22 protein-coding genes are annotated in these 24,812 nt (G+C 65.3%); 10 read left to right on the top strand and 12 right to left on the bottom strand.

The features are described 5' to 3' along the window. Positions 1-34 precede the first annotated feature (34 nt). The 5 genes from purL (at position 35) to OCK02_RS14500 (ending at position 4,689) form a co-directional block, all read left to right on the top strand. A complete protein-coding gene (gene purL, locus OCK02_RS14520; RefSeq protein WP_263813682.1) occupies positions 35-2,272 on the top strand; it encodes a phosphoribosylformylglycinamidine synthase subunit PurL in 2,238 nt (745 codons plus the stop codon). Between the two features lie 32 nt (positions 2,273-2,304). Then, the gene (locus OCK02_RS14515; protein ID WP_112599856.1) at positions 2,305-2,538 is read left to right on the top strand and encodes a BolA/IbaG family iron-sulfur metabolism protein; all 234 of its coding nucleotides are present in this window, start codon (positions 2,305-2,307) and stop codon (positions 2,536-2,538) included. Positions 2,539-2,548: 10 nt separating this feature from the next. Further along, a complete protein-coding gene (locus tag OCK02_RS14510) occupies positions 2,549-2,788 on the top strand; it encodes a hypothetical protein (RefSeq protein ID WP_263813681.1) in 240 nt (79 codons plus the stop codon). A 233-nt stretch (positions 2,789-3,021) separates the two neighbouring features. Next, the gene (gene grxD, locus OCK02_RS14505; RefSeq protein ID WP_230805303.1) at positions 3,022-3,357 is read left to right on the top strand and encodes a Grx4 family monothiol glutaredoxin; all 336 of its coding nucleotides are present in this window, start codon (positions 3,022-3,024) and stop codon (positions 3,355-3,357) included. A gap of 123 nt (positions 3,358-3,480) precedes the next feature. Continuing rightward, a complete protein-coding gene (locus tag OCK02_RS14500; protein ID WP_263813859.1) occupies positions 3,481-4,689 on the top strand; it encodes a multidrug effflux MFS transporter in 1,209 nt (402 codons plus the stop codon). A gap of 82 nt (positions 4,690-4,771) precedes the next feature. On the opposite strand, the gene OCK02_RS14495 is transcribed toward OCK02_RS14500, so the two are convergent. The 9 genes from OCK02_RS14495 to OCK02_RS14455 all read right to left on the bottom strand — a co-directional run bounded on the left by OCK02_RS14495 (position 4,772) and on the right by OCK02_RS14455 (position 14,569). Further along, on the bottom strand, positions 4,772-5,599 hold the full coding sequence (locus OCK02_RS14495; RefSeq protein WP_263813680.1) for an inositol monophosphatase family protein: 828 nt from the start codon (positions 5,597-5,599) through the stop codon (positions 4,772-4,774). Continuing rightward, complete coding sequence (ttcA, locus tag OCK02_RS14490; protein WP_263813679.1) at positions 5,583-6,455, bottom strand: tRNA 2-thiocytidine(32) synthetase TtcA; 873 nt, start codon at positions 6,453-6,455, stop codon at positions 5,583-5,585. Before ttcA ends, OCK02_RS14495 begins: the two co-directional genes overlap by 17 nt. Positions 6,456-6,510: 55 nt before the next feature. Then, positions 6,511-7,440 (bottom strand): glutaminase, encoded by a 930-nt coding sequence (locus OCK02_RS14485; protein WP_263813678.1) that lies wholly within the window; start codon positions 7,438-7,440, stop codon positions 6,511-6,513. Positions 7,441-7,526: 86 nt separating this feature from the next. Further along, positions 7,527-8,144, bottom strand: coding sequence for a 30S ribosomal protein S4 (gene rpsD / locus OCK02_RS14480; RefSeq protein ID WP_263813677.1), 618 nt, complete (start codon positions 8,142-8,144; stop codon positions 7,527-7,529). Between the two features lie 224 nt (positions 8,145-8,368). Beyond that, positions 8,369-9,883, bottom strand: coding sequence for an ATP-binding protein (locus OCK02_RS14475; protein WP_263813676.1), 1,515 nt, complete (start codon positions 9,881-9,883; stop codon positions 8,369-8,371). A gap of 163 nt (positions 9,884-10,046) precedes the next feature. Beyond that, positions 10,047-12,002, bottom strand: coding sequence for a peptidoglycan-binding domain-containing protein (locus tag OCK02_RS14470; protein ID WP_263813675.1), 1,956 nt, complete (start codon positions 12,000-12,002; stop codon positions 10,047-10,049). A 241-nt stretch (positions 12,003-12,243) separates the two neighbouring features. Beyond that, positions 12,244-13,047 (bottom strand): glutamate racemase, encoded by an 804-nt coding sequence (murI, locus tag OCK02_RS14465; RefSeq protein WP_263813674.1) that lies wholly within the window; start codon positions 13,045-13,047, stop codon positions 12,244-12,246. After that, positions 13,034-13,867 (bottom strand): RNA methyltransferase, encoded by an 834-nt coding sequence (locus OCK02_RS14460; RefSeq protein WP_230805290.1) that lies wholly within the window; start codon positions 13,865-13,867, stop codon positions 13,034-13,036. The genes murI and OCK02_RS14460 overlap by 14 nt, the downstream gene beginning before the upstream one ends. Before the next feature lie 114 nt (positions 13,868-13,981). Beyond that, complete coding sequence (locus OCK02_RS14455) at positions 13,982-14,569, bottom strand: hypothetical protein (RefSeq protein WP_230805288.1); 588 nt, start codon at positions 14,567-14,569, stop codon at positions 13,982-13,984. A gap of 280 nt (positions 14,570-14,849) precedes the next feature. On the opposite strand from OCK02_RS14455, the gene OCK02_RS14450 reads away from it, so the two are divergent. The 3 genes from OCK02_RS14450 to OCK02_RS14440 all read left to right on the top strand — a co-directional run bounded on the left by OCK02_RS14450 (position 14,850) and on the right by OCK02_RS14440 (position 17,989). Next, entirely contained in the window at positions 14,850-16,064 is a 1,215-nt protein-coding gene (locus OCK02_RS14450) for an NADP-dependent isocitrate dehydrogenase (RefSeq protein ID WP_263813673.1), read from the top strand. 134 nt (positions 16,065-16,198) lie between these two features. Further along, positions 16,199-16,600 (top strand): MarR family winged helix-turn-helix transcriptional regulator, encoded by a 402-nt coding sequence (locus OCK02_RS14445; protein ID WP_263813858.1) that lies wholly within the window; start codon positions 16,199-16,201, stop codon positions 16,598-16,600. 93 nt (positions 16,601-16,693) lie between these two features. Then, entirely contained in the window at positions 16,694-17,989 is a 1,296-nt protein-coding gene (locus OCK02_RS14440) for an MFS transporter (protein ID WP_263813672.1), read from the top strand. Positions 17,990-18,056: 67 nt separating this feature from the next. On the opposite strand, the gene OCK02_RS14435 is transcribed toward OCK02_RS14440, so the two are convergent. Further along, positions 18,057-19,736, bottom strand: a complete 1,680-nt coding sequence (locus OCK02_RS14435) for an arylsulfatase (RefSeq protein WP_263813671.1) — start codon at positions 19,734-19,736, stop codon at positions 18,057-18,059. 356 nt (positions 19,737-20,092) lie between these two features. Between OCK02_RS14435 and OCK02_RS14430 the strand changes: the two genes are divergently transcribed. Continuing rightward, entirely contained in the window at positions 20,093-21,430 is a 1,338-nt protein-coding gene (locus tag OCK02_RS14430; protein ID WP_263813670.1) for a glycosyltransferase family 4 protein, read from the top strand. Between the two features lie 4 nt (positions 21,431-21,434). Further along, positions 21,435-22,202, top strand: a complete 768-nt coding sequence (locus tag OCK02_RS14425) for an HAD family hydrolase (RefSeq protein WP_263813669.1) — start codon at positions 21,435-21,437, stop codon at positions 22,200-22,202. An 80-nt stretch (positions 22,203-22,282) separates the two neighbouring features. Here OCK02_RS14425 and OCK02_RS14420 read toward each other — a convergent pair whose 3' ends face one another. Both OCK02_RS14420 and OCK02_RS14415 read right to left on the bottom strand, forming a co-directional pair. Then, positions 22,283-23,512, bottom strand: coding sequence for a GGDEF domain-containing protein (locus tag OCK02_RS14420; protein ID WP_263813668.1), 1,230 nt, complete (start codon positions 23,510-23,512; stop codon positions 22,283-22,285). Positions 23,513-23,778: 266 nt separating this feature from the next. Then, a complete protein-coding gene (locus tag OCK02_RS14415; RefSeq protein WP_263813667.1) occupies positions 23,779-24,705 on the bottom strand; it encodes a mitochondrial fission ELM1 family protein in 927 nt (308 codons plus the stop codon). Between the last annotated feature and the right edge of the window lie 107 nt (positions 24,706-24,812).

The raw sequence follows: 24,812 nt of genomic DNA, 5'->3' as shown, positions 1-24,812 counted from the left end.
CAAAGCCCTCACCTCACGGACAAGACGAGAGACGATGACCATCTCCAACAGCCGCCCGATCACCCCGGAGCTCATTGCCGCCCACGGGCTGAAGCCGGATGAATATGAGCGCATCCTGTCGCTGATCGGCCGTGAACCGACGTTCACCGAACTCGGCATCTTCTCGGCCATGTGGAACGAGCACTGCTCCTACAAGTCGTCCAAGAAGTGGCTGCGCACGCTGCCGACCAAGGGCCCGCGCGTCATCCAGGGTCCGGGCGAGAATGCCGGCGTGGTCGACATCGATGATGGCGACGTCGTGGTCTTCAAGATGGAGAGCCACAACCACCCCTCCTACATCGAGCCCTATCAGGGGGCTGCGACCGGCGTCGGCGGCATCCTGCGCGACGTCTTCACCATGGGCGCGCGTCCGATTGCCGCCATGAACGCGCTGCGCTTCGGCGCGCCCGATCATCCCAAGACCCGCCACCTCGTCTCCGGCGTCGTTGCCGGCGTCGGCGGTTACGGCAATTCCTTCGGCGTGCCGACCGTCGGCGGCGAGGTCGAGTTCGACCCCCGCTATAACGGCAACATCCTCGTCAACGCCTTCGCCGCCGGCCTTGCCAAGAGCGACGGCATCTTCCTTTCCGAGGCCAAGGGCGTCGGCCTCCCGGTCGTCTATCTCGGCGCCAAGACCGGCCGCGACGGCGTCGGCGGCGCCACGATGGCCTCTGCCGAGTTCGACGAATCCATCGAGGAGAAGCGCCCGACGGTGCAGGTCGGCGATCCCTTCACCGAGAAGTGCCTGCTGGAAGCCTGCCTGGAATTGATGCAGACCGGCGCGGTCATCGCCATCCAGGACATGGGTGCGGCCGGCCTGACCTGCTCCGCCGTCGAGATGGGCGCCAAGGGCGACCTCGGCATCGAACTCAACCTCGACTTGGTGCCGGTCCGCGAGGACCGCATGACCGCCTACGAGATGATGCTGTCGGAAAGCCAGGAGCGCATGCTCATGGTGCTGAAGCCGGAGAAGGAAGAGGAAGCCAAGGCGATCTTCGTCAAGTGGGGCCTCGACTTTGCGATCGTCGGCTACACCACCGACGACCTGCGCTTCCGCATCCTGCACCAGGGCGAGGAAGTCGCAAACCTGCCGATCAAGGAACTGGGCGACGAAGCCCCCGAATACGACCGCCCCTGGCGCGAACCCGGCACGCCGGCGCCCCTGCCCGCTTCGCTCGTCGCCGAGCCCAATGACTACAGCCTGGCGCTGCTGAAGCTCGTCGGTTCGCCGAACCAGTCGAGCCGCCGCTGGGTCTACGAACAATACGACACGCTGATCCAGGGCAATTCGCTGCAGATCCCCGGCGGCGACGCCGGCGTCGTCCGCGTCGAGGGCCATCCGACCAAGGCGCTGGCCTTCTCCTCCGACGTCACCCCGCGCTATGTCGAGGCCGATCCGTTCGAGGGCGGCAAGCAGGCGGTCGCCGAATGCTGGCGCAACATCACCGCGACCGGCGCCGAGCCGCTGGCGGCCACCGACAACCTCAATTTCGGCAATCCGGAGAAGCCGGACACGATGGGCCAGTTCGTCAAGGCCATCCAGGGCATCGGCGAGGCCTGCCGCGCGCTCGATTTCCCGATCGTCTCCGGCAACGTCTCGCTCTATAACGAGACCAACGGTGTCGCGATCCTGCCGACACCGACGATCGCAGGTGTCGGCCTCCTGCCCGACTGGTCGGCCATGGCCCGGATCGGCGGCGCCGGCGAAGGCGACCAGATCGTGCTGATCGGCACCGATGGCAGCCATCTCGGCCAGTCGGTCTATCTGCGCGACGTGCTCGGCATCGTCGATGGCCCGGCGCCGGAAGTCGATCTCGTGGTCGAACGCCGCAACGGCGACTTCGTCCGCTCGGCGATCCGCAACGGCCAGTTCTCCGCCTGCCACGACATCTCCTCCGGCGGCCTGGCGGTCGCACTTGCCGAGATGGCGATGGCTTCGGGCAAGGGCATGCAGATCAGCCTGAAGGAAAGCAATGCGCCTGTTCACGCGCAGCTTTTCGGCGAGGACCAGGCCCGATACGTCGTCGCCATGCCGGCCGACATGGCGAACTTCCTCTGCGCCAATGCGGAAGGGGCCGGCGTGCCGTTCCGGCGGCTCGGCACGGTCGGCGGCACCGACCTCGTCATCGACGATCTGCTGCGGGTATCGATTGAACAATTGCGCGACACCCATGAATCGTGGTTCCCTGACTTCATGGACGGTAGCTCGAACGCCGCAGCCGCCGCCGAATAGAAGTCGAAAGAACAAGAAAGGGAGCACGCAATATGCCCATGGCACCAGGTGAAATCGAAGACATGATCAAGGCCGGCATTCCCGGAGCCAAGGTCACGATCCGCGATCTGGCAGGCGATGGGGATCATTATGCCGCAGAGGTCGTCGCCGAGGCCTTCCGCGGCAAGACCCGCGTCCAGCAGCACCAGATGGTCTACAACGCGCTGAAGGGCAACATGGGCGGCATCCTGCATGCGCTCGCCCTGCAGACGTCAGCGCCGGAGTGAGACGTCCTCGATGGCCAGCCTTGTCGAGGATTTCGTCTCCGGTGTCGTCAACAGCGCGCTGAAGGAAGTGCTGAAGAAGTCCGGCGTGAAGAAGACCACCCGGCGCACGCGGCGGCGCACGACGAAAGCCAAATCCGGCGGTCTCATCGCAGACATCATCGAGGCGGCGCTGAAGAAGAAGCCCGCCCGCAAGCAGACCAGCCGCCGCCGGACCGCCGCTTCCCGCAGCAGGCAGCGCCGCACTGGTTAACGCATGTCGCGCAAAAGTGGGCAGCGGTTCTGCGACGACGACATGCGTAAGATCAAAGGCTAAAAAGCGCCGGAGCGAATCTGAAAGATCGCGACGTGCTTTTGCCCCGGAAGCCGGCCATCAGCACAATTGATGGAACAATTCAGCACAGGGTGATGGAAAATCGCCCTGTGCATGCTATCTAGGGGCAACGCAGTCCGGACCTTGAACCCGGACGGGAAAGGAACCGGACTATGAGTGGTATCAACGATTTCATCGACAACGAGGTCAAGAACAACGACGTCGTGCTCTTCATGAAGGGCACCCCGCAGTTCCCGCAGTGTGGGTTCTCCGGCCAGGTCGTACAGATTCTCGACTATGTCGGCGTCGACTACAAGGGCATCAACGTGCTGGCGGATGCCGACCTGCGCCAGGGTATCAAGGACTATTCCAGCTGGCCGACCATTCCGCAGCTCTACGTCAAGGGCGAGTTCGTCGGCGGTTGCGATATCGTCCGCGAGATGTTCCAGTCCGGCGAGTTGCAGTCGCATCTGCAGGCACAGGGAATTTCGGTCAAGGGCGCTGCCTGACTCCCCTGCCGCATTACATCATCAAACCGTTACAAGGCGCCGCTACCCACGGCGCCTTCTCTCATTTTTTGGAATTTCATCATGACTGCTATTTCGACCGAGGCGTCCCGGCGCCTCAACGGCATGGGCAAAGGTGAGTTCATCGGCCTCATGGCGATGCTGATGGCGCTGAACGCGCTCGCCATCGACATCATGCTGCCCGGCCTGCAGGAGATCGGCGCGAGCCTCGGCGTCGTCAACGAGAACCACCGCCAGTACGTCATCTCGGCCTATCTGATCGGCTTCGCCTGTGCCCAGCTCCTCTACGGGCCGGTTTCCGACCGCTTCGGCCGCCGCATACCGATGTTCGTCGGCCTCGGCATCTACATCGTCTCCGCGCTCGCGGCTGTCGTCGTGCCCTCCTTCGCCGCCCTTCTGGCGCTGCGTTTCGTCCAGGGCATCGGCTCGGCGGCCATGCGCGTGATCACGATCTCGATCGTGCGCGACATCTATGGCGGCCGCGCCATGGCCGAGATCATGTCGCTGATCATGATGGTCTTCATGGTCATTCCCGTGCTGGCGCCCGGCATCGGTCAGGTCGTCATGCTGTTCGGCGACTGGCACCTGATCTTCATCTTCATGGGTATCGTCGCGGCCGCGGTCGGCACCTGGATGCACCTGCGGCTGCCGGAAACGCTGGCGCCGGAAGACGTCCGCCCATTCACGCCTGCATCGATCCTGGAAGGGTTCAAGATCGTCCTGACCAACCGGGTGGCTCTCTGTTACACACTGGCGAGCACCTTCATCTTCGGTGCGTTGTTCGGCTTCATCAATTCCGCCCAGCAGATCTATGTCGGCGTCTACGGGCTCGGCGTCTGGTTTCCCGTGGCCTTTGCCGGCGTCGCCGCCTTCATGGCCCTGTCGTCCTTCGTCAACGCCCGCCTCGTCGGCCGCTTCGGCATGCGCCGGCTGTCCCACGGGGCGCTGCTGGGCTTTCTCACGGTCAACGGCCTCTGGCTCGCGCTGACGCTCGCCGCACAGGACCACCAACTGCCCTTCGCGGCCTTCATCGTGCTGTTTGCGGTGTCGATGTTCCAGTTCGGCTGGATCGGCTCCAATTTCAACTCGCTCGCCATGGAGCCGCTCGGCCACGTGGCCGGCACCGCCTCCTCCGTGCTCGGCTTCATGGGCACCGCCGGCGGCGCCGTCATCGGCGGCATCATCGGCCAGTCCTTCAACGGCACCGCCGTGCCGCTGGTCTCCGGCTTCTTCGCCCTGTCGATCATCGGCCTGGTCTTCGTGCTGATCGCCGAGCGCGGCCGGCTGTTCCAGCCACACAATCCGGCGATCTGACATCGGGCGGCATGGCCGCGGCAGACATGAAAAAGGCCGGACGATTGCTCGTCCGGCCTTTTGTCCTTCCCGGCGCCGCCGCTCAGTCGACGACGAACACCTCGCGGCGCATCATCTCCCAGCTCTCCCGGTCGGGCGCCAGCAGCAGACCGCCCTCGACGTGACGCGGCAGATAGGGCGAGCCGTCGAAGCGGGCGGCATGGGCGCCGGCCTCCTGGCTGATCAGCGTGCCGGCCAGGTGATCCCAGGGCATCAGCTTGTTGTACATCAGGTAGTGGACGTGACCGGCGGCAAACGTGCGATACTCGTGCGCGGCGCAGCGATAGTTCGAGGCGAAGGCGACCTTGGCGAGGTTCGCCATCACGCCCGCGCGCTTTTCCGGCGAAAGGAAGCCGGTGGAGGCCATGCCGGTCATGTCCTGCAGCGCAACCGGGCCCGCCGCCTTGAGGCGGACGGCGGGACGGTTCCCGCCCGTCTGCCAGGCGCCGGCGCCCTTTTCCGCCAGCACGAAGTCGTCACCCATCGGATCGTAGATGACGCCGGCGATCGTCTCGCCGCCGGCGACCACCGATGCCATCACGCCGAAGAGCGGCACGCCGGCGGCGAAGTTGAAGGTCCCGTCGATCGGATCGATCACCACGGCGAGATCGGCCTCGGCGAGCTTCGGCAACAGCGCCGGATCGGCCGCAACACTCTCTTCGCCGACGAACAGGGCACCCGGCAGGATCGCATCCATCCCCGCCTTGATGAAGCGTTCTGCCGCCTCGTCGGCCTCGGTCACGAGGTCGATCGCGCTCGTCTTGACGCGGACCTCGCCATCGGCGAGCGCGCGGAAGCGCGGGCGGATCTCGACCTCGGCCGCCTGGCTAAGGAGGAAGGCAAGGGCATTGATGTCAAAGTTGGTCGTCATCTGAAGGCACCGTCATGAGGGAGGAGAAATCGAAGAGCGCGGGATCGAGCAGGTGCGACGGGTTCACATGCGACAGCGCCCGCAGCATCGTGTCCTTGCGGCCCGGCATGCGCGCCTCGATATCGGCGAGCATCGCCTTCATCGCATTGCGCTGCAGGCCGTCCTGCGAGCCGCACAGGTCGCACGGGATGATCGGAAACCGCATCGCCGTCGCAAACTTGGCAAGGTCGTCCTCGGCCGCATAGGCGAGCGGGCGCAGCACCATCAGGTCGCCTTCGTCGTTGACGAGCTTCGCCGGCATCGAGGCGAGCCGACCGCCGTGGAAGAAGTTCATGAAGAAGGTCTCGAGGATATCCTCGCGGTGATGGCCGAGCACCAGCGCCTCGCAGCCCTCCTCGCGGGCGATGCGGTAAAGGTTGCCGCGCCGCAGCCGCGAGCACAGCGAGCAGTAGGTCGCCCCCTCCGGCACCTTCTCCTTCACCACCGAATAGGTGTCGCGATACTCGATGCGGTGCCGGACCCCGATCGACGACAGATAGTCGGGCAGGATGTGCTTCGGGAAATTCGGCTGCCCCTGGTCGAGGTTGCAGGCGATCAGTTCCACCGGCAGCAGACCACGCCATTTCAGGTCCATCAGCAGCGCCAGCAGGCCGTAGCTGTCCTTACCGCCCGAGACGCCCACCAGCCAGCGCTTCTGCCCCTTCAGCATGGAGAAGTCTTCGATCGCCTGGCGGATCTGGCGCAAGAGCCGCTTGCGCAGCTTGTTGAAGGAGACCGATTGCGGTGCGTCGGCGAACAGCGGATGGCGCCGGCCGCCGTCCTCGGCATCGTCGTCGGTCGTGAGCGCAAGCGTCATCGGAACTTCCGTGGTCAATTCGTCGAGGTTGCAATGCCCCGAACGGGCGGCACAATCAAGCACCAAAAACCGACCAGCCGGTGCGGGCCGCCAGCATTTCCAGGGCGACCGTGCCAAGCGCGGAATTGCCGACGTCGTTCAGGCCGGGCGACCACACGGCGATCGAAGCTTTTCCGGGGGCGATCGCCAGGATGCCGCCGCCGACCCCGCTCTTGCCCGGCAGGCCGACATGGAAGGCGAAGTCGCCGGAACCGTCATAGTGTCCGCAGGTCAGCATCAGCGCATTGATGCGCCGCGCCCGCTGGGGCGAGACGACGCGGTGACCGGTCAGCGGGTTGGTGCCGCCGGCGGCGAGGTAGAGCCCGGCCCGCGCCAGTTGCCGGCAGCTCATGGCAATCGCGCACTGGTGGAAATAGACGCCGAGCACGTGGTCGACCGGATGGATCAGCCGGTCGAATGAGCGCATGAAGTTGGCGAGCGCAGCATTCCGGTAGCCCGTCGCCGCCTCCGAGCGAGCGACCTCGCGGTCGATGACGATATCCTCCTCGTCGGCGAGGTAGCGCACGAAGCGCAGGATCTCGCCGATCGCCTCCTTCGGCGGATGGCCGGCGAGCAGGAGATCGCTGATCGCGATCGCCCCGGCATTGATGAAGGGATTGCGCGGGATCCCCGCCTCGCGCTCGAGCTGCACGATGGAATTGAAGGCCGAGCCGGACGGTTCGCGTCCGACCCGCTTCCAGATCGCATCGCCATGCTTTCCGAGCGCGATCGTCAGCGTGAAGACCTTGGAGATGCTCTGGATGGAAAAGGCCGTGTCCGCATCGCCGGCCATATGCACAGCGCCGTCCACGGTCACCACGGCAAGGCCGAACCGGTCGGGTGAAACCCGCGCCAGCTGCGGGATATAGTCGGGCAGCCGCCCCTCGCCGAAGCGCGGCGAAAGTTCGCGGTGAATGTCGGCCACGATCGTCTGCAGGTCAGGCATGGGCGATCCTCCGGCAATAACGTCCTAAAGACGAAAAAGCCGCCCGTTTCGGGGCGGCTCTCGCAATCGTCAGGTTCGCGCGGAAATCAGCGCGAGTAGAATTCGACGACCAGGTTCGGTTCCATGACGACCGGGTACGGAACGTCGGACAGGCTGGGCACGCGTGCGAAGGTCGCGACCATCTTGTTGTGGTCGACTTCGATGTATTCCGGAACGTCGCGCTCGGCGAGCTGGACCGATTCCAGGACCGATACGAGCTGCTTGGACTTTTCGCGGACTTCGATGACATCGCCGGCCTTGCAACGGTAGGAACCGATGTTGACGCGGACGCCGTTGACCTTCACGTGGCCATGGTTGACGAACTGGCGAGCGGCGAAGACCGTCGGAACGAACTTGGCGCGGTAGACGATTGCGTCGAGACGCGACTCGAGCAGGCCGATCAGGTTCTCGCCCGTGTCACCCTTGCGACGGTTGGCTTCGTCGTAGGTGGCGCGGAACTGCTTCTCGCGCAGGTCGCCGTAGTAGCCCTTCAGCTTCTGCTTGGCGCGCAGCTGCACGCCGAAGTCGGAAAGCTTGGACTTGCGGCGCTGGCCGTGCTGGCCGGGGCCGTATTCGCGGCGGTTGACCGGGGACTTCGGGCGGCCCCAGATGTTTTCGCCCATACGGCGGTCGATCTTGTACTTCGATGCAGCGCGCTTGCTCATCGCATTTCCTTTCAAACAGTTACACCGGTCCGTTGCCAGACCGGATCAAGGAAACACGCCCTCCTCTGAATGCCGTTTTCGGCCTTCTGACAGGTTTCTCACGATACGCGACCGGAGAGACCACGGGACATGTCAAATGAAACACCGGACATCTCTGCCCGGCGTCGAGCGGGTGAATAGGAGGATCGCCCGGCAAAGTCAATCGCAAACGCGCAGAAATCGCCCTATTCCGCAGCCGGCCGCAGCGTCTCGGTCAGGTCCGGCCCGTTTGCGTCGCCGGGTGCCGTCTCGCAGGCGAGGTCCGGAAACGCGACGATCCGAAGCCCGGCCGCGTCGCTGTGCACCACGATCAGCCCCTGCTCCTCGAAGTAGCCGAGCAGGCGCCGGGCCCGGCGGGCAGAGTGCGTGCCGTAGGCGCGCGCGATCATAGCGTCGGACGGGCACGGCAGGCCACGGACGGCCGATTGCGCCACGAGCAGGAACACGCCCTGCAGATCCTCCGTGACGGAGCGGGACAGGTCCAGCGCGGTCGCCCAGACCTCAGTGGCCGCCGTTCCCGCATCGACGCCGGAGCGGGCCACCGCCATCTTGCGACGGAAGGCCGGCAGCGACAGCGGCGCGCCGGGCACGCGGCGGATCCGGCAGCGCACGAGGAAATCCTGGAACAGCTCCGCGTCCGCCCGGAAGGCCGCACCCGGATTGTCGAGGATCTCGGAGAGCACGTGGTCGAGCAGCGCCTCGCGCTCCTCCGCCGGCATTTCCGGAGCCGCCGGCCGGGCGGGTTCCACCGACAGCGGCTCCGGCCGAGCGCGCGACAGTTCTGCCAGGATGTCGGTGGTCGGGCGCGGCTGCGGGGCGACGCGGCGAACGAGCGGCCGGGTGAATTCCTCCGGATCCGGCGTGAAGATCAGGTCCTCGACGTCCTGCGGCGCCTCCGGCAGCGGCATCAGTTTCGGGCTAGTCGAGCGGGCCGACGTCTCGACCGTACCGATCGTCACCGACAGCGGCCGCCGCGACAGCGCCGGCCCGAGCGCCACGAAGGAGCCGCGCTTCAGGTCGCGGAACATCTCCGCCTGCCGGCGGTCCATGCCGAGAAGATCGGCCGCGCGCGCCATGTCGATGTCGAGAAAGGTGCGGCCCATCAGGAAGTTGGAGGCTTCCGCGGCGACGTTCTTGGCGAGCTTGGCGAGCCGCTGCGTGGCGATCACGCCGGCAAGTCCGCGCTTGCGGCCGCGGCACATCAGGTTGGTCATCGCGCCAAGCGAGAGCTTGCGCGCCTCCTCGCCGACGTCGCCCGCGACCGACGGCGCAAACATCTGCGCCTCGTCGACCACGACCAGCACCGGATACCAGTAGTCGCGGTCGGCGTCGAACATCGCGTTCAGGAAGATCCCGGCCGTGCGCATCTGCTGCTCGACCTCCAGCCCCTCGAGCGACAACACGCAGGAGACGCGGTGCTGGCGGATGCGGGTGGCAATGCCGACGAGTTCGGCGTCCGTACGCTCGCCCTCGACGACGACATGGCCGAACTTGTCGGCGAGTGTTACGAAATCGCCTTCGGGATCGATGATGCACTGCTGCACCCAGGGCGCGGACTGTTCCAGCAGCCGCCGCAGCAGGTGCGACTTGCCCGATCCGGAATTGCCCTGGACGAGAAGGCGGGTGGCCAGCAGTTCCTCGATATCGAGCGTGGCCGGCGCGCCGCCCTGCGCCGTTCCCATGTCGATGCCGACCTTCATGCGACCCTCGTGCCAACCCAACCGATTCGTCCGGCAGCGCGGGCCGGGAAATTAGGGCGAGACCTAGCACGAAAACGTCGCGGCGCGGACGTGCGAATTGCACCTACCCACAGGAAGCTGCGCCCTCGCCGACAGCTGCAAAGACGATGGCGCCTCCCTGCCCTCAAGCAAATTCGCCGGATCCGTATTTCACCCGGTCGATGTCGAGAATGCCGCCCGACTGGAGCTGATCCATACTGGCCTTGACGGAACGGATGCGGTCCTCGTGGTCCGCCATGCCGAACTGCATCAGGGCTCTCTCCGGATTGGACGATTCGATCGCCGCCTTGAGCTTCGGATAGGCGCCGCGACCGGCTCGACCCTGGTGGAGGACGTCGAAGACCCATATCGCATAGCGCAGTTTCCGGCCGACGATAGGAACGCCGTTCTGCGCGGCCCGCTTCGTCTTCCGCTTGGCGATCTCGATCGTCAGGCCGATCTGCAGTTCCCTGTGCGCCTCGGATTCCATCATGCCGAAGATGGCGCGGGCAGCACTGACGACCTCGGCGTTGTCGATCGCGGAAAGGTCCGGATTGAGATAGGCCATGAAGTGCTTGAGTTCGCGATCGGTGACGACCTCCAGGTCCCGGGTACCGCCGGAGGGCAGCTTCTGGTGCACCTTGCCGTTCACCAGTGTCAGGTCTGGGAAGTAGCGCCCGGCATCCGGCAGCGCCAGCAGCCGCCGGTACAGCACGATCAGGTTTTCGTCGGGCGTGTGCGCCGCCAGTTGCGAAAAACCGATCGTGAAGCGCGCGCGGTCATAGGTATTGATGCAGGCGAAATGCGCCTTCGATTCGCCGATCGCCGTCGGCCAGATGAAATGCGCCCACTGGCCATGCCTCGTCGCCGCGTCGTTGTTGTCGTAGACGCCGGCCGGCGTCATGGACAGGTCATAGATATTCGTCAGGCCGATGTTGCGCTCGTACCTGACCTGCCGACCGATGAAGACCTTGGTGCCGTTGGCCTTGGCATAGTAGCGGGTCCTGCCACCATCCACCTCCTTGGAGATCTCGAAAGACAGGGGCGCCTCGTCATCTTCGGCATCCGGGCGCGGACGGAGGGGCCCGGCCTCATCGGCATCATCGTCATCGTCGCCCTCCACCGCCTCGTCGCCATCGACTGCCCCGGACAGCGCGACCGCCGGCACGCTGCCGTCCAGATAGGGCAGATCGATGCCGAGCGCGTCGGCCGTCATCGGTCCGACGATGCCGTCCGCGTCCTCGGTGCCGAGCACCCGCTTCTGGAACGTCATCAGCGCGTTGAGGCTGTCGAAGCCGAATTCGCCGCTGACCTCGCCGGCGTCATATCCGAGCGCGTTCAGCTTGGCCTGCATCGAGCGGACGATTTCGCCGTGCGAGCCGAAGCGAAGGCTCTGGCGCATCTGCTGGCTCCCGACGACGGCCATGCTCTGCGCCTCGTAGCCGCTGAACAGCGCATAGCGGAAATTCTCCTGGTTCACCGCATAGGCGTTGTCGAGGAACTGCTTCCAGGGGCCCTCGTCCCGGCTCGATGCGCCGCGTTTGACGCACTTCGGGAAGCCGGCCACCACCTGGCAGCCGACGCTGGCGTAGCTCGGCGACGCCGGTCCGTTGCTCCAGCCGCAATGGAGGTTGTCCCAGGCAATGAAGCCGGAGCGCATGTCCACGAAGTCGGCCGTATCGAAATCGTCGTCGTCGGCCGTGCGCCACACGGGGAAGAAGCCGTGCTGGCGAAAGGCGCGATGCCCCGTGGGCTTGCCGGGCTTGTGGATGCCCTTCCGGTAGGTATAGCAGCCCAGCATCAGCTGATTGGCCCCGTAGCCGCCATGCGGAATGCGGCTTCTGACGTAAGACCCTTCGGGCACCGTACTCGCCGGAAACACGGCAAAGCCGTGGCCCGGTTTCCACTGGCCGAGCGTGCAGCGCATATGCGTGTAATCCACGTCGTGAAGGTTCATTTCGTGGCTGCCGGCGAAATCGGTTCCGTTATAGTTGACGGGCAGGCAGCCGCGGAGACCGAAGAAGGCCATTCCACCGGAAGGAATGGGATAGTTGCACCGCTTCCACATCAGTTCGATCGACGCCTCAGTCAAATTAAACATGACGAGCCCCAATGTCGCAGATGATATAGATTTGACCGAATATAATAGATCGCTTATAGACCATCAATATTGAAGGACTCTCGTTTTCTGGAACGAAAACAAAGACGACATCACAAGGAATTACGCAAAATCCCGCAGAACACCCGAAGTGACTACGGAATACGCCAAAAAGAACCGTCAGTAATACTGAATGAAAAGGCAAGTTGTGCGTTCACGCGGCCCGAACCGTCGCCCGGGCGCGCTATACCCGCAGGCCGAAGCCCTGCATCAGCCGGCGCGTGGCGAAATCGGGCTTGCCGGAGGTGAAGATGGCGATGTCCTCGCCCGCCGCAATCCCGTCCGGTGCCACGCCCTCGAGCGCCGGCACGAGCCGCCGGGCCTGGCGCGCGATCGCCTCGGCCGGGTCCAGCCAGTCGACCGGCCAGGGTGCAAGCCTGCGGAACAGGTTGGCCATGAAGGGGTAGTGCGTGCAGGCGAGCACGACGATGTCGGTCTTCCTGCCGTCCTGCTCCAGGAAGCACTGGGCGATCTCCGCCCGCACCTCGTCGTCGGCAAGCGTCTCGCCGCGGATATAGGCTTCCGCCATGCGCGCGAGGTTTTCCGACCCGACCAGCCGCACGTGGCACTGGCTGGCGAACGACTGGATCAGGTCGCGCGTATAGGCCCGCTTCACCGTGCCCGGCGTCGCCAGAACCGAAACCAGTCCCGACCGCGTGCGCTCCGCCGCAGGCTTGATCGCCGGCACGGTCCCGACGAAGGCCATCTTCGGGAAGGCGGCGCGCAGGTCTGCTCCGACCAGCGTGAAGGCGGTATTGCAGGCAATCACGCAGATCTCGGGGTCGTGCTCGACCAAAAGCCGGTCGAACAGCGTCACGATCCGCGCCTTCAGCGCCCCCTCCTCCCAGCCGCCATAGGGAAAGCCCGCATCGTCGGCGACATAGGTAAAATGCCGCTCCGGCATCATCACGCGCGCTTCTCGCAGCACCGTCAAGCCGCCGATGCCGCTGTCGAACACGAGGATGGGCCTGGCGTTATTCGTCGTCACGCTCGGTCTTCGGCCTTCTGTTGCGGGTGCGGTTGGGCGCCGCCACGCCCCTGGGGGCCTCGCGGGTGAAGCGGTCGAGACAGGAGATGATGCCGCGCAAGACCTGGATTTCCGAGCCGGTGAAGGAAGGACGCGTCAGCGCCGAACGCAGGTTTTCGATCAATTTCGGCTTTTTGGCGGCGGGGCGGAAGTAGCCGCGCGCATCGAGCGCCTCCTCCGCATGATCGAACAGGCCCTGCAACTCGCCCTTCTTGGCCGGGCGCTGCGGCAGGGCGGAAAAGGCGGTCTCCTCCAGCGAGCCGGTGCCCGTCTTCATCCACTCGTAGCTCATCAACAGGACCGCCTGGGCGAGGTTCAGCGAGGCGAAGGCGGGATTGACGGGAAAGGTCACGAGTTCGTCGGCGAGCGCGATCTCCTCATTGGTCAGCCCCGTGCGCTCGCGCCCGAACAGGATGCCGGTCGCCTCGCCGGCCCGGAAGCGCGTGCGCAGCGTTTCGGCCGCCACCACGGGCGAGCGCACCTCCTTGTAGCCGTAGCGGTCGCGGGCGGTCGTGGCATAGACGAAGTTGAGGTCGGCGACCGCCGCCTCCAGCGACGAATACACCTTTGTCGCGGCGATCACATGGTCGGCCTTGCTCGCGGCCGAGATTGCCTTCTCGCTCGGCCAGCCGTCGCGCGGGTTGACGAGGCGCAGTTCGGCCAGCCCGAAATTGGCCATGGCGCGCGCGACCATGCCGATGTTCTCGCCAAGCTGCGGATGGACCAGGATGATCGCCGGCCCCTCCGCTATCAGTTCCCGCTCGCTGTTCGTTCCCGCCATCGCTTCAGACCGCCGCCTTTCTCTCCGGCAGCGACCGGGCGGGCCTGTTGCAGCCCGGGCCTGCCGCCACAGGACGGGTCCCTGCCACATCCCGCGCCAAAAGAAAAGGAAGCCCTATTCGGGAGAGACCTCTTCCTGCATCTCGCCATCGTCCGGCGTCGGGTTGGCGCCCTCTTTGGCGATCGCCTGCATTTCCGTCTTCAACGAGCCGGGATCGCCGTCCTGCGGACGCAGGATGTCGTCGATCACCGCCTTGCCGTCCTCCTCGACCACGTTGAAGTCGACCTCGGCCGGCTTCCAGTCCGGCTCGCGCTCGCCGAAGCAATGGGTGTTGTCGAAGGTGGTCCTGACCATCGTCACGCCACCCACCGGCGGCTGCGCCTCGATCTTGAGGTCCTTGAGCGAGCAGCCGTCCTGGCCCATGGCGATCACGTCGTAGTCGAAGGGCGAGTCGCCATCCTCGTAGGCCGGATATTTCGCGGCCTCGCGGTACTTGCCGACGAAGTCCTTGCTGTAGAGCCGCTGCAGGAACTCGTCGTTGAAATAGTCGACATAGGGCGGCGGATCGTTGTTGTCGTCGGCCACGTCGGCCCAGTTCTTCGTCACCGTCTCCATGATCTCGCGAACGGGCGCGGTGGCGTCGGCGGCAAGCGCGAAAGACGGCAGGACGACGAGGGTGGCGGCAAGGCACAGGCGTATCATGAAAATCTCCCGAGCAGGTCGGATCTGGGGGCCGGACGGCCGGTAACAGGGAATCACATCGGCGTGAGACAACACCGGCAATGGGGACAAATTCTGGCGACACGAATCACGCCCCGGCGGTGCAGGGGCAGCGTCCACATTCCGGCGCGGCAGGAAAGCGAAAATTATGCCCGGCGGCGCCGGCTCGGCTTTGCCTTCCAGCCCCGCAATGCTATAGGCGCTCACGATCCAACCTTCACGAAACGGGGCAATCCGCCCTCATCAGGCAGCGAGGCATTCCATGGCAAAGATCAAGGTCGCAAATCCGGTCGTCGAACTCGACGGCGACGAGATGACCCGCATCATCTGGCAGTTCATCAAGGACAAGCTGATCCACCCCTACCTCGACGTCGACCTGAAGTACTACGACCTCAGCGTCGAGAACCGGGACGCCACCGAAGACCAGGTGACGATCGATGCCGCCAATGCGATCAAGAAGTACGGCGTCGGCGTCAAGTGCGCGACGATCACCCCGGATGAAGGCCGCGTCGAGGAATTCAAGCTGAAGAAGATGTGGAAGTCGCCGAACGGCACGATCCGCAACATCCTCGGCGGCGTCATCTTCCGCGAGCCGATCATCTGCAAGAACGTGCCCCGCCTCGTTCCCGGCTGGACCAAGCCGATCATCGTCGGCCGCCACGCCTTCGGCGACCAGTACCGCGCGACCGACTTCAAGTTCCCCGGCAAGGGCAAGCTGACGATGAAGTTCGTCGGCGAGGACGGCAAGGAGATCGAGTACGACGTCTTCGACGCCCCGTCCGCCGGCGTTGCCATGGGCATGTACAACCTCGACGATTCCATCACCGAATTCGCCCGCGCCTCGTTCAACTACGGCCTGCAGCGCAAGGTGCCGGTGTACCTGTCGACCAAGAACACCATCCTCAAGGTCTATGACGGCCGCTTCAAGGACATCTTCCAGGAGGTCTTCGACAAGGAATTCGCCGACAAGTTCAAGGAAGCGAAGATCTGGTACGAACATCGCCTGATCGACGACATGGTCGCCTCGGCGCTGAAGTGGTCCGGCGGCTACGTCTGGGCCTGCAAGAACTACGACGGCGACGTCCAGTCCGACATCGTCGCGCAGGGCTTCGGCTCGCTCGGCCTGATGACCTCGGTGCTGATGACGCCGGACGGCCAGACGGTCGAGGCCGAAGCCGCCCACGGCACCGTCACCCGCCACTACCGCCAGCACCAGAAGGGCGAGGAAACCTCGACCAACTCGATCGCCTCGATCTTCGCCTGGACGCGCGGCCTCGCCCACCGCGCCAAGCTCGACAACAACGCCGAGCTCGCGAAGTTCGCAGCCACGCTGGAAAAGGTCTGCGTCGACACCGTCGAAGCCGGCTTCATGACCAAGGATCTGGCGCTGCTGATCGGTCCCGACCAGCCCTGGCTCTCCACCACCGGCTTCCTCGACAAGATCGACGAGAACCTGCAGAAGGCCATGGCTGCCTGATCGGCAGGGTGACCGGCAAGAGCAATTGCAACCTCCGAAAGACCCGGCCTCGCGCCGGGTCTTTCTGTCTTCCGCTCGAGAATTCGTCCGCTTCCCATCTTGTGCAGGAAAATATGCGGGTATATACCCGAGAAATGCCGAACGATACCTGCCACTGCATCCTGCTGCGCAAGGCCTCCCGCAAGGTCTCGTCCTACTACGACGAGGCGCTGGCACCGCTCGGTGTGAACATCGGCCAGTTCAGCCTGCTGAGGAACATCAACCGCATGGCGCCGGTGTCGCTGACGGATCTCGCCGCCCGGGTCGAGCTCGACCGCTCGACGGTCGGCCGCAACGCCAAGGTCCTGGAACGCATCGGACTGATCGCGATCGGCCACGGCAAGGATCAGCGCGAGGCGATGCTGGTGGTCACCCAGACGGGACAGGCGACCCTCCAGCAGGGCGCACCGCTCTGGGACGGCGTGCAGGACGATATCGAGGCCCGGCTGGGTCCGGACAAGACCAGGCAGCTGCAGGAACTGCTCGCAGCTCTTTAGTTTATTTGGCAAGAAGCGGGTATATACCCACACAAAACGGGCACATACCCGCAAATTCCGCCCGCGTGAGGCGATCAGGAAAGGGACTTTGACATGCTCTCCACAAGCCTCGCCAGATGGATGGCCGGACGGAACCTTCACTACGGATGGGTCGTCGCCGCAACCACCTTCCTGACCATGCTGGCGACCGCCGGCGCCATGGGCTCGGCGGGCGTGATGATCCAGCCGCTGCACCAAGAATTCGGATGGGACATCGCCGACATTTCGTCTGCCATGGCGGTGCGGCTGGTGCTCTTCGGCCTGCTCGGCCCCTTCGCGGCCGCCTTCATGAACCATTTCGGCATCCGCCAGGTCGTCGCGACCGCGCTCGGCCTCATCATGGGCGGCATCGCCGTATCCTTCGTCATGACCGAGGTGTGGCAGCTCCTCCTGCTCTGGGGCGCCGTGATCGGCGTCGGCACCGGGATGACCGCGCTGGTACTGGGCGCGACCGTCGCCAGCCGCTGGTTCTCAAAGCGGCGCGGTCTCGTCGTCGGGCTGATGACGGCGAGCAACGCCACCGGTCAACTCGTGTTCCTGCCGGCGCTCGCCGCCCTGACGGAAGCCTATGGCTGGCGCATGGCGCTGACGCTCACCGTGGCCGTCATCGCGCTCGCCATGGTGCTCGTCCTGCTCCTCATGCGCGACCACCCCGCCGACGTCGGCCTGCCCGCCTATGGCGAGACGGCGGTCGTCAAGCCGCCGAAAGAGGACCACAAGCTGCTCGCCACCCTCGCCTCGCCGCTCGTCACCTTGAAGAGCGTCTCCGGCAATGCCGTCTTCTGGGTCCTGTTCGGCACCTTCTTCGTCTGCGGCCTGTCGACCAACGGCCTCATCCAGACGCACTGGATCTCGATCTGCGGCGATTTCGGCATGGCGGCGGTCACGGCCGCAGGCACGCTCGCCGTCATCGGCATCTTCGATTTCTTCGGCACGATCTTCGCCGGCTGGCTTTCCGACCGCTACGACAACCGCTTCCTGCTGTTCTGGTTCTACGGCCTGCGCGGCCTGTCGCTGATCTACCTCTCCTTCTCCGGCTTCAGCTTCGTGGAATTGTCGATCTTCGCCGTCTTCTACGGGCTCGACTGGGTTGCGACGGTGCCGCCGACCGTGAAGCTCGCAGCGGAAAACTTCGGCCGCGAGAAGGCAGGCCTCGTCTTCGGCTGGGTCTTCGCCGGCCACCAACTCGGTGCGGCCACCGCCGCCTTCGGCGCCGGCTATTTCCGCAGCGACTTCGACACCTACATGCCCGCACTCCAGATCGCCGGGGTGATGTGCGTGATCGCGGCGGTCTCGGTCCTGCTGCTCAACCGGCCGGGCCCGGTAAAGCTGGCCCCGCAGGCCGGCTGACCGCCCGCCCTCAAGGAAGCTCCGACAACGCGGCGGGCGGCCTTGCAGCCGCCCGCCTTCCGGTCCATCAATTGCCCGGCTTGTTGCGGATCGCAGCGTCGATCTGCTTCTTCACGGCGTCGAGGTTGAACGAGGCCGGATCCTGCATCGGCGGATAGTCGACCGCCGTGAGCGCCAGCTTGGCGACCTCCTGCTGGACGCTGACGAACCGCCAGAATTCACGGGCGAAGAAGTCGTTCATGTATCCCCCGCCGAGGTCGTTGAGGCTCTGCCCGCCGACTGACGGCGTCCGCTCGAACGGGTCCTGGCGGATGTTGACCATGGTCGGCATGTCGGTCGTCACCTTCGGTCCGGGCCAGCCCTGGGGCTGCTGGAAGAACTGGAACTTGAAGTTGTCGATCCGCACGGCACCCAGCTCCGGCCCGCCGAAATAGAAGAACTCATGCCGGGCGGACGGGCCCTTTCCGGTCAGGAGGTCCATCTGATTGTATCCGTCCAGATGGTTCTTGTAGCTCCGGTCGCCGAGTTGCACGCCCTTCAACAGCTGATCGGTGATGTCGGGATTGCCGGCAGCCGCCACGAGCGTCGGAAACCAGTCGAGCGCTGAGAAGATACCGTTCTCCACCGCACCGGCCCTGACCTTGCCGGGCCAGCGGATGATGGCGGGCGCCCGGAAGCCGCCCTCCATAACGGTGCCCTTGGTGCCCTTGAAGGGGGTCATCCCGCCGTCGGGCCAGGTGAACACCTCCGCGCCGTTGTCGGTCGTGAAGATGACGATCGTATTGCCGGCTTCCCCGGCATCGTCGACGCATTTCATGATCGCCCCGACACTGTCGTCGAGCTGCGCCATGCCCGCTTCCTCGAGGCCGTAATTGGTGTCGCTGTTCATCATTGCCTGGTACTTCGGCGACAGGAAGGTCCAGACGTGCATGCGCGTGGTGTTGTGCCAGACGAAGAACGGCTTTCCGTCCGTCTTCGCCTTGTCCATGAAGTCACACGAGGCCTTCACCAGCACCTCGTCGAAGGTCCCCATGTCGTATTTCGCCTTCGGCAGGATGTCGTGCATGTTCGGCACGTTCGACATGTCCGGATAGGGCGCCAGCGGCCCTTCGTCGACGATCCGCTGCTTGCCGACCTTGCCCCAGCGCGGCTGCTCGGACGTGTCGTCGGTGTCCGTCGCGAAGCTGTGCACCAGGTTGCGCGGGCCGACCTTGTCCCGGTAGGACTGGTCGTTCGGGAACGAGTACCAGTAGGGATCGGACATGGCGTCCAGATGGTACAGATAGCCGAAGAACTCGTCGAAGCCATGCAGCGTCGGCAGGTACTTGTTCAGGTCGCCGAGATGGTTCTTGCCGAACTGGCCCGTGGCGTATCCCTGCACCTTCAGCGCCGCGGCGATGGTGGCCGCCTTGTCGGGCATGCCCACATCCGCCCCGGCCTGGCCGACGGTCGTCAGCCCGGTCCGAAGGGGTATCTCGCCGGTGATGAAGCTCGCCCGGCCCGCCGTGCAGCTCGCCTCGGCGTAGTAGTCGGTGAACATCATCCCTTCCGACGCCAGCCTGTCGAGGTTCGGCGTCTTTCCGGACATGATGCCGCGATGATAGGCGCCGATGTTGAACCACCCGACGTCGTCGCCCATGATGACGACGATGTTGGGCTTCGGCTCTTGAGCGGCAACGGGCGCGTTCAGGGCAAATGCAAATGTGGACGATAGCAGTCCCATGCAGATATTGCGCAAGGCACTCATGTTTCACCCTCCTCCTGGGTTCGCGCAGGCAAAGACGTTCTTGGGCATGCCGAAGATGCGAAATGGAGAGAAGCGTTCGGAATACAGGCCCTGCCCGGGCGTATTCACGGAACGTCCGGGATGTGCCGCCGGACCGCACGGAATTTACCACGAAACGGCGCCTTACGACAGCATTCCGTACCGGCCGGAGACCATTGAACCGGAGGGCGCCGCGGCGCCCTGCTACCCGCGCCAGCAGACAGCCGCCGCACGGCGGAGCACAGCCGAAATCAGTATAACCGCGCGCGGAATCTCACCGAAAAGTGCATGTTCCGGGGTTGAAGCCTCGGCCATCCGCCCTATCCTAGTCAGCCGATATGACTGAAAAGATTGATGTTGAAAACCTTCCACGAATAGCCCTCGTCTCGACGCACGGCTATGTTGCAGCTAATCCTCCGCTTGGCGCGGCCGATACAGGCGGCCAGGTCGTCTATGTTCTGGAACTGGCAAAAAAACTTGGCCGCCTCGGCTTCCTGGTCGACATATACACGCGCCAGTTCGAGGACCAGCCCCAGTTCGACGAGGTCGACGATCGCGTCCGGGTCGTCCGCATCCCCTGCGGCGGCCGCGACTTCATTCCCAAGGAATACCTGCACAACCACCTGATGGCCTGGTGCGAGGCGGCGATCCGCTTCATCAGGGCCAACAAGCTCGAATATTTCTTCATCAACAGCCATTACTGGGACGCAGGCGTTGCCGGCCAGCGCCTGTCCGAGGCGCTGTCGGTGCCGCATATCCATACGCCGCATTCGCTCGGCATCTGGAAGAAGCGGCAGATGGAGACCGACTATCCGGACAAGGCCGACACCTTCGAGACCGAGTTCAACTTCTCCGAACGCATCAAGCACGAATTGATCGTCTACCGCAGCTGCAACCTCGTCATCGCCACGACGCCGATCCAGCTCGACATGCTGGTCAACGACTACGGGCTGAAGCCGGAACGGGTGCACATGATCCCGCCGGGCTATGACGACAACCGCTTCTTCCCCGTCTCCTCGGCTTCGCGCGAGATGGCGCGCCAGCGCTTCGGCTTCCGGGGCAAGACCGTGCTGGCGCTCGGGCGGCTTGCGACCAACAAGGGCTACGATCTCCTGATCGAGGGCTTTTCGGTCCTGGCCGAGCGGGAACCGGAAGCGCGCCTGCACCTTGCCGTCGGCGGCGAGACGATCGACGAGCAGGAAACGGCCATCCTCGACCAGCTCAAGCAGCTGGCGCGCGAGCGCGGGCTTGAGGACCGGATCGACTTCTCCGGCTTCGTCTCCGACGACGACCTTCCCGACTACTACCGCGCCGCCGACCTGTTCGTCCTGTCCAGCCGCTATGAGCCGTTCGGAATGACGGCGATCGAGGCGATGGCGAGCGGCACGCCGACGATCATCACCGTCCATGGCGGCCTGTTCCGCTCGGTCAGCTACGGCCGCCACGCGCTCTTTGCCGACCCGTTCGACAAGTATGACCTCGGCATCACCATGATGAAGCCGCTGAAGCATCCGCGCCTCTACAATCGCCTGTCGCGCATGGGCGCCCACAAGGCCCGCAGCCTGTTCACCTGGACCGGCATCGCCCAGCAGCTCATCGCACTGGTGGAAGGCCGGCCGATGCGCCAGGCGCTCGACGCCGACGACTGGGCCGAGCCGTGGAACGACGGGGACTGAAACCGTGATCCGCCTCCTATCCTCCGACCTGGACGGGACCCTGATCGGCGACCGGCGGGCGACGCAGCGCTTCCGCGCCTATTGGGCGGCGCTCAACCCCGCCACCCGCCCGGTCCTCGTCTACAACAGCGGCCGCCTGGTCGATGACATCGAGGCGCTGCTCGCCGTCTCGGACCTGCCGGAACCCGACTTCATCATCGGCGGTGTCGGCACGATGATCGGCGGCCGGCTGGACGACGACCGGCGTGCGCGTTTCGGCGCGACCTTGGGCGCGCCCTTCGACCGCGAGGCGCTGATGCGCGTGATGCGGCAGGTGGACGGCATCCGCCTGCAGGAGGAGACGTTCCAGCACGCCCACAAGCTGAGCTGGCACCTGCACGGCGCCGGCGACGACCGCATCGCCGAACTGGAGGAAAGCCTGGCCGAGGCCGGCATCGAGGCGCGTCTCGTCTATTCGAGCGACCGCGATCTCGACGTGCTGCCGCGCACGGCGAACAAGGGCGCGGCCCTCGCCTGGCTCTGCCGCGAACTCGCCATCGACCTCGCCGAGGTCGCCGTTGCCGGCGACACGGGCAACGACCGCGACATGTTCACGCTGCCATCCGTGCGCGGCATCGTGGTCGGCAATGCGCTGGACGAATTGCGGCGCCTTGCGGAGGACGAGCCGCGCCACTATCAGGCCCTGCGCCCCTGCGCCGATGGTGTAATCGAAGGACTGGAACATCTTGCGGCGCCCGGCCACGCGGCGTCGGCAAGGGTCGGCGGACGATAGGGCGGAGACCGCCGCGGCGGGCGCTGTCGTCGAGGCTGAGATCGCCGGATCCGGACCGGGCCGCGGATTTCTCTCGGAGACTACAGCGCGATCGACACGTTCGTGACATCGGCGTCGCGCATGCGCCCGGCCACCTGCAGCAGGCTTTCGGCGGGGCCGGCCACGCTGACGCGGTTTCGCCCGTCCGCCTTGGCCCGGTAGAGCGCGCTGTCCGCGGTCGCGACCAGCCTGTCGAGGTCTCCGCCGCACAAAAGCACCGAAGCGACCCCGATGCTCACGCTCACCGAAATCAGCGCGCCGTAGTGGCCGATCGACAGCGCGGCCGTATCCTCCCGCAGCCGGTCGGCGAAGGCCATGGCTTCGTCGAGGTCCCGGTCGGGCACAAACAAGGCGAACTCTTCACCACCGAAGCGGCCGAAGATCATTTCCTCCTCCAGCCGCGCGGTGATCGCCGCGGTAAAGCGGCACAACACCTTGTCGCCGGCTTGGTGACCGTAGGTGTCGTTGATCGTCTTGAAGTGGTCGAGATCGAGCAGCAGCAACACGCCGCCCGGGCGCCGGGGCGAGAGGCTAGCGGCCGCCTCCGCCATGAACGCGCCCCTGTTGAGCACGCCGGTCAGCGCATCGGAACGCGCCGCCTGGCGGAACACGAATTCGCTGCGTTCCTTGAGAAGGACGAGGATGGCGACCGCAACGACCAGCGTATGCACGAAGATCTCCAGCGCGAACGCCGCAAACCAGAACGAGACGGCCGGGCTGCCGCCGTCGGAGACCGGCGCGAGCAGGGCAAACGGGATGCGCGCCGAATAGAACACCGCATGCGTGGCCAGCAGCAGCGCGATCACCCGCCGCGACGGCAGGGCCTCCCGCTCGCGCCCGCGCAAGAGTTCGCGCGCCATCGCCAGCGAATAGGCCGAGACGATGACCGACATCAGGATGATCCGAAGGCTCATGTCGGCGGCAAACCGGTCGGAGAAAGCGTAGGCCGCGACCCAGGCGGTCGGCCCGGCCGCAATTGCCAGCCGCGAGACGCGCTCGCCGTCGAAGGCGCGAAAACCGGCCCAGGTCAGGCTGTAGCCGAGTGCTGCCAGCGCATTGCCGAGGCCGATCGAAACCTCAGGCGCAACGATGCCGCGCAGGCCGAGGAGCGCGCTCGCCGCCGAGCCGATCCACATCGCCACGCACCAGTAGCCCGTGGCCACGGTCTTGTGACCGGCAAACCAGTGGAAGGCCAGGAACACGGCGACGACGAGCGTCGACAGGAAAGTGCAGACCATCAAGGTCGGCAGGCTGATCAGGTTGTCGAGCAAGAATCACACCCCTTCGGTGGCCGGAAAATAACACCGAACACTGAAGACTTTGCAAATGAATATAAGGGGATGCCCTGGCGACACCCCTGCCCGCCGCTCTCGCCGCCCAGCCCCGGAAGGATCGCGCGCGCGTTCCCACGATCGCATGACCCGATGAGGGCCGAGCGCGCCCTGGCGCAGCAGGCAAATGGGAACAAGCGCGCGTGGCGCGGCAATGTGGGCCGGCTGTCAGACGTGCGGGGGCCAGCCGATGCCCCGCGCGGTCGTCAGCCCTCGAGGCGGGTCCTGACGATGCCGGCGATCCGCTCGGCCTCGCGCGGCGGCTCGTAGGAGTAGGGCAGCAGTTCGCCGCGGAAGGGGCGCGTCAGCCGCAGGGATTCCTGCAGGTCGCGGTGGTACCACTCGAACTTGTCGAGCCGCTCGCCGGGCACGGCGGTGAGATCGAGGGCATAGACGGGCCGGCCGGTCGACAGCGCCTCGCAGGGCATGGTGATGGAATCCTTGGCGATGAGGAAGGCGTCCGCGGCCGCGACGTAGTCGGGATAGGGATTGTCGCTGACCCGGTCCCACACGACCACATTCTGCGAGCGCAGCTTCGATGCAGCCTGCAAGGTAGCGTCGTTGGAGCGGCGCGAGACGGAGATCAGGACCTTCCAGCCCTGCTCGGCGAGCCCGCTGACCGCCTCAAAGATCAGATGGTGCGCGGCGTCGTCATAGTCATAGGCGCCGTTCGGCCCACCGAGGAAGACGGCGGCGACCTTCTCGCCGGCCGGCGCATGGACGGCGCGCGCCGCCGGCCGGCGCGCCTCCCAGAACTCGGCGGAAAAGCGGTGCGGCACGCCCAGCATCTGATGGTAGCCCGGACGACCCTCCATCTCGGGCGTCCAGCCGTGGCGCGAGACGAACACGAGGTCGTACCCCTCGATCTTCGGCTTCTGGAGGTGAACGGCCAGCGGCCTGCCCCCGTAGGCTGCCTTGATCTTCATCACCCGCTTCTCGGCCCGAAAGCCGCAGGAGACGATCAGATGCGGCTGGGGCTCGGACCGGCGGAACAGCGGCGGATCGAAGATCCGGCGAAAACCGCGACCCGGAACGACAACCTTGTCGACCGGATGCTGGTCGAAATAGCGAGCAACGGCAACACATTGCGACAAGGTGCCGATTTTCGCCTCACTGACATTCCACGCAATCATCGAAGCCTATCCGATACAGAATGCACTGCCTTCAATCGTCCGGCGTCGAACCGGCCCGCCCGTCGAAATCTTGCATCGACTGCCCGGTCCGATCCCGTGCCGCACCG

It is taken from the genome of Rhizobium sp. TRM96647 (assembly GCF_025780115.1).
Taxonomy (GTDB): domain Bacteria; phylum Pseudomonadota; class Alphaproteobacteria; order Rhizobiales; family Rhizobiaceae; genus Mycoplana.
Note: the sequence above shows the minus strand (reverse complement) of the source record. Positions and strands in the feature narration are given on the sequence as shown.

Bases quoted from the DNA above. Each gene is read 5' to 3' on its own strand.
- purL (WP_263813682.1), top strand. From the start codon at position 35: ATGACCATCTCCAACAGCCGCCCGATCACCCCGGAGCTCATTGCCGCC.
- OCK02_RS14515 (WP_112599856.1), top strand. From the start codon at position 2,305: ATGCCCATGGCACCAGGTGAAATCGAAGACATGATCAAGGCCGGCATT.
- OCK02_RS14510 (WP_263813681.1), top strand. From the start codon at position 2,549: ATGGCCAGCCTTGTCGAGGATTTCGTCTCCGGTGTCGTCAACAGCGCG.
- grxD (WP_230805303.1), top strand. From the start codon at position 3,022: ATGAGTGGTATCAACGATTTCATCGACAACGAGGTCAAGAACAACGAC.
- OCK02_RS14500 (WP_263813859.1), top strand. From the start codon at position 3,481: ATGGGCAAAGGTGAGTTCATCGGCCTCATGGCGATGCTGATGGCGCTG.
- OCK02_RS14495 (WP_263813680.1), bottom strand. From the start codon at position 5,599: ATGACGACCAACTTTGACATCAATGCCCTTGCCTTCCTCCTTAGCCAG.
- ttcA (WP_263813679.1), bottom strand. From the start codon at position 6,455: ATGACGCTTGCGCTCACGACCGACGACGATGCCGAGGACGGCGGCCGG.
- OCK02_RS14485 (WP_263813678.1), bottom strand. From the start codon at position 7,440: ATGCCTGACCTGCAGACGATCGTGGCCGACATTCACCGCGAACTTTCG.
- rpsD (WP_263813677.1), bottom strand. From the start codon at position 8,144: ATGAGCAAGCGCGCTGCATCGAAGTACAAGATCGACCGCCGTATGGGC.
- OCK02_RS14475 (WP_263813676.1), bottom strand. From the start codon at position 9,883: ATGAAGGTCGGCATCGACATGGGAACGGCGCAGGGCGGCGCGCCGGCC.
- OCK02_RS14470 (WP_263813675.1), bottom strand. From the start codon at position 12,002: ATGTTTAATTTGACTGAGGCGTCGATCGAACTGATGTGGAAGCGGTGC.
- OCK02_RS14460 (WP_230805290.1), bottom strand. From the start codon at position 13,867: ATGGCGGGAACGAACAGCGAGCGGGAACTGATAGCGGAGGGGCCGGCG.
- OCK02_RS14455 (WP_230805288.1), bottom strand. From the start codon at position 14,569: ATGATACGCCTGTGCCTTGCCGCCACCCTCGTCGTCCTGCCGTCTTTC.
- OCK02_RS14450 (WP_263813673.1), top strand. From the start codon at position 14,850: ATGGCAAAGATCAAGGTCGCAAATCCGGTCGTCGAACTCGACGGCGAC.
- OCK02_RS14445 (WP_263813858.1), top strand. From the start codon at position 16,199: ATGCCGAACGATACCTGCCACTGCATCCTGCTGCGCAAGGCCTCCCGC.
- OCK02_RS14440 (WP_263813672.1), top strand. From the start codon at position 16,694: ATGCTCTCCACAAGCCTCGCCAGATGGATGGCCGGACGGAACCTTCAC.
- OCK02_RS14435 (WP_263813671.1), bottom strand. From the start codon at position 19,736: ATGAGTGCCTTGCGCAATATCTGCATGGGACTGCTATCGTCCACATTT.
- OCK02_RS14430 (WP_263813670.1), top strand. From the start codon at position 20,093: ATGACTGAAAAGATTGATGTTGAAAACCTTCCACGAATAGCCCTCGTC.
- OCK02_RS14415 (WP_263813667.1), bottom strand. From the start codon at position 24,705: ATGATTGCGTGGAATGTCAGTGAGGCGAAAATCGGCACCTTGTCGCAA.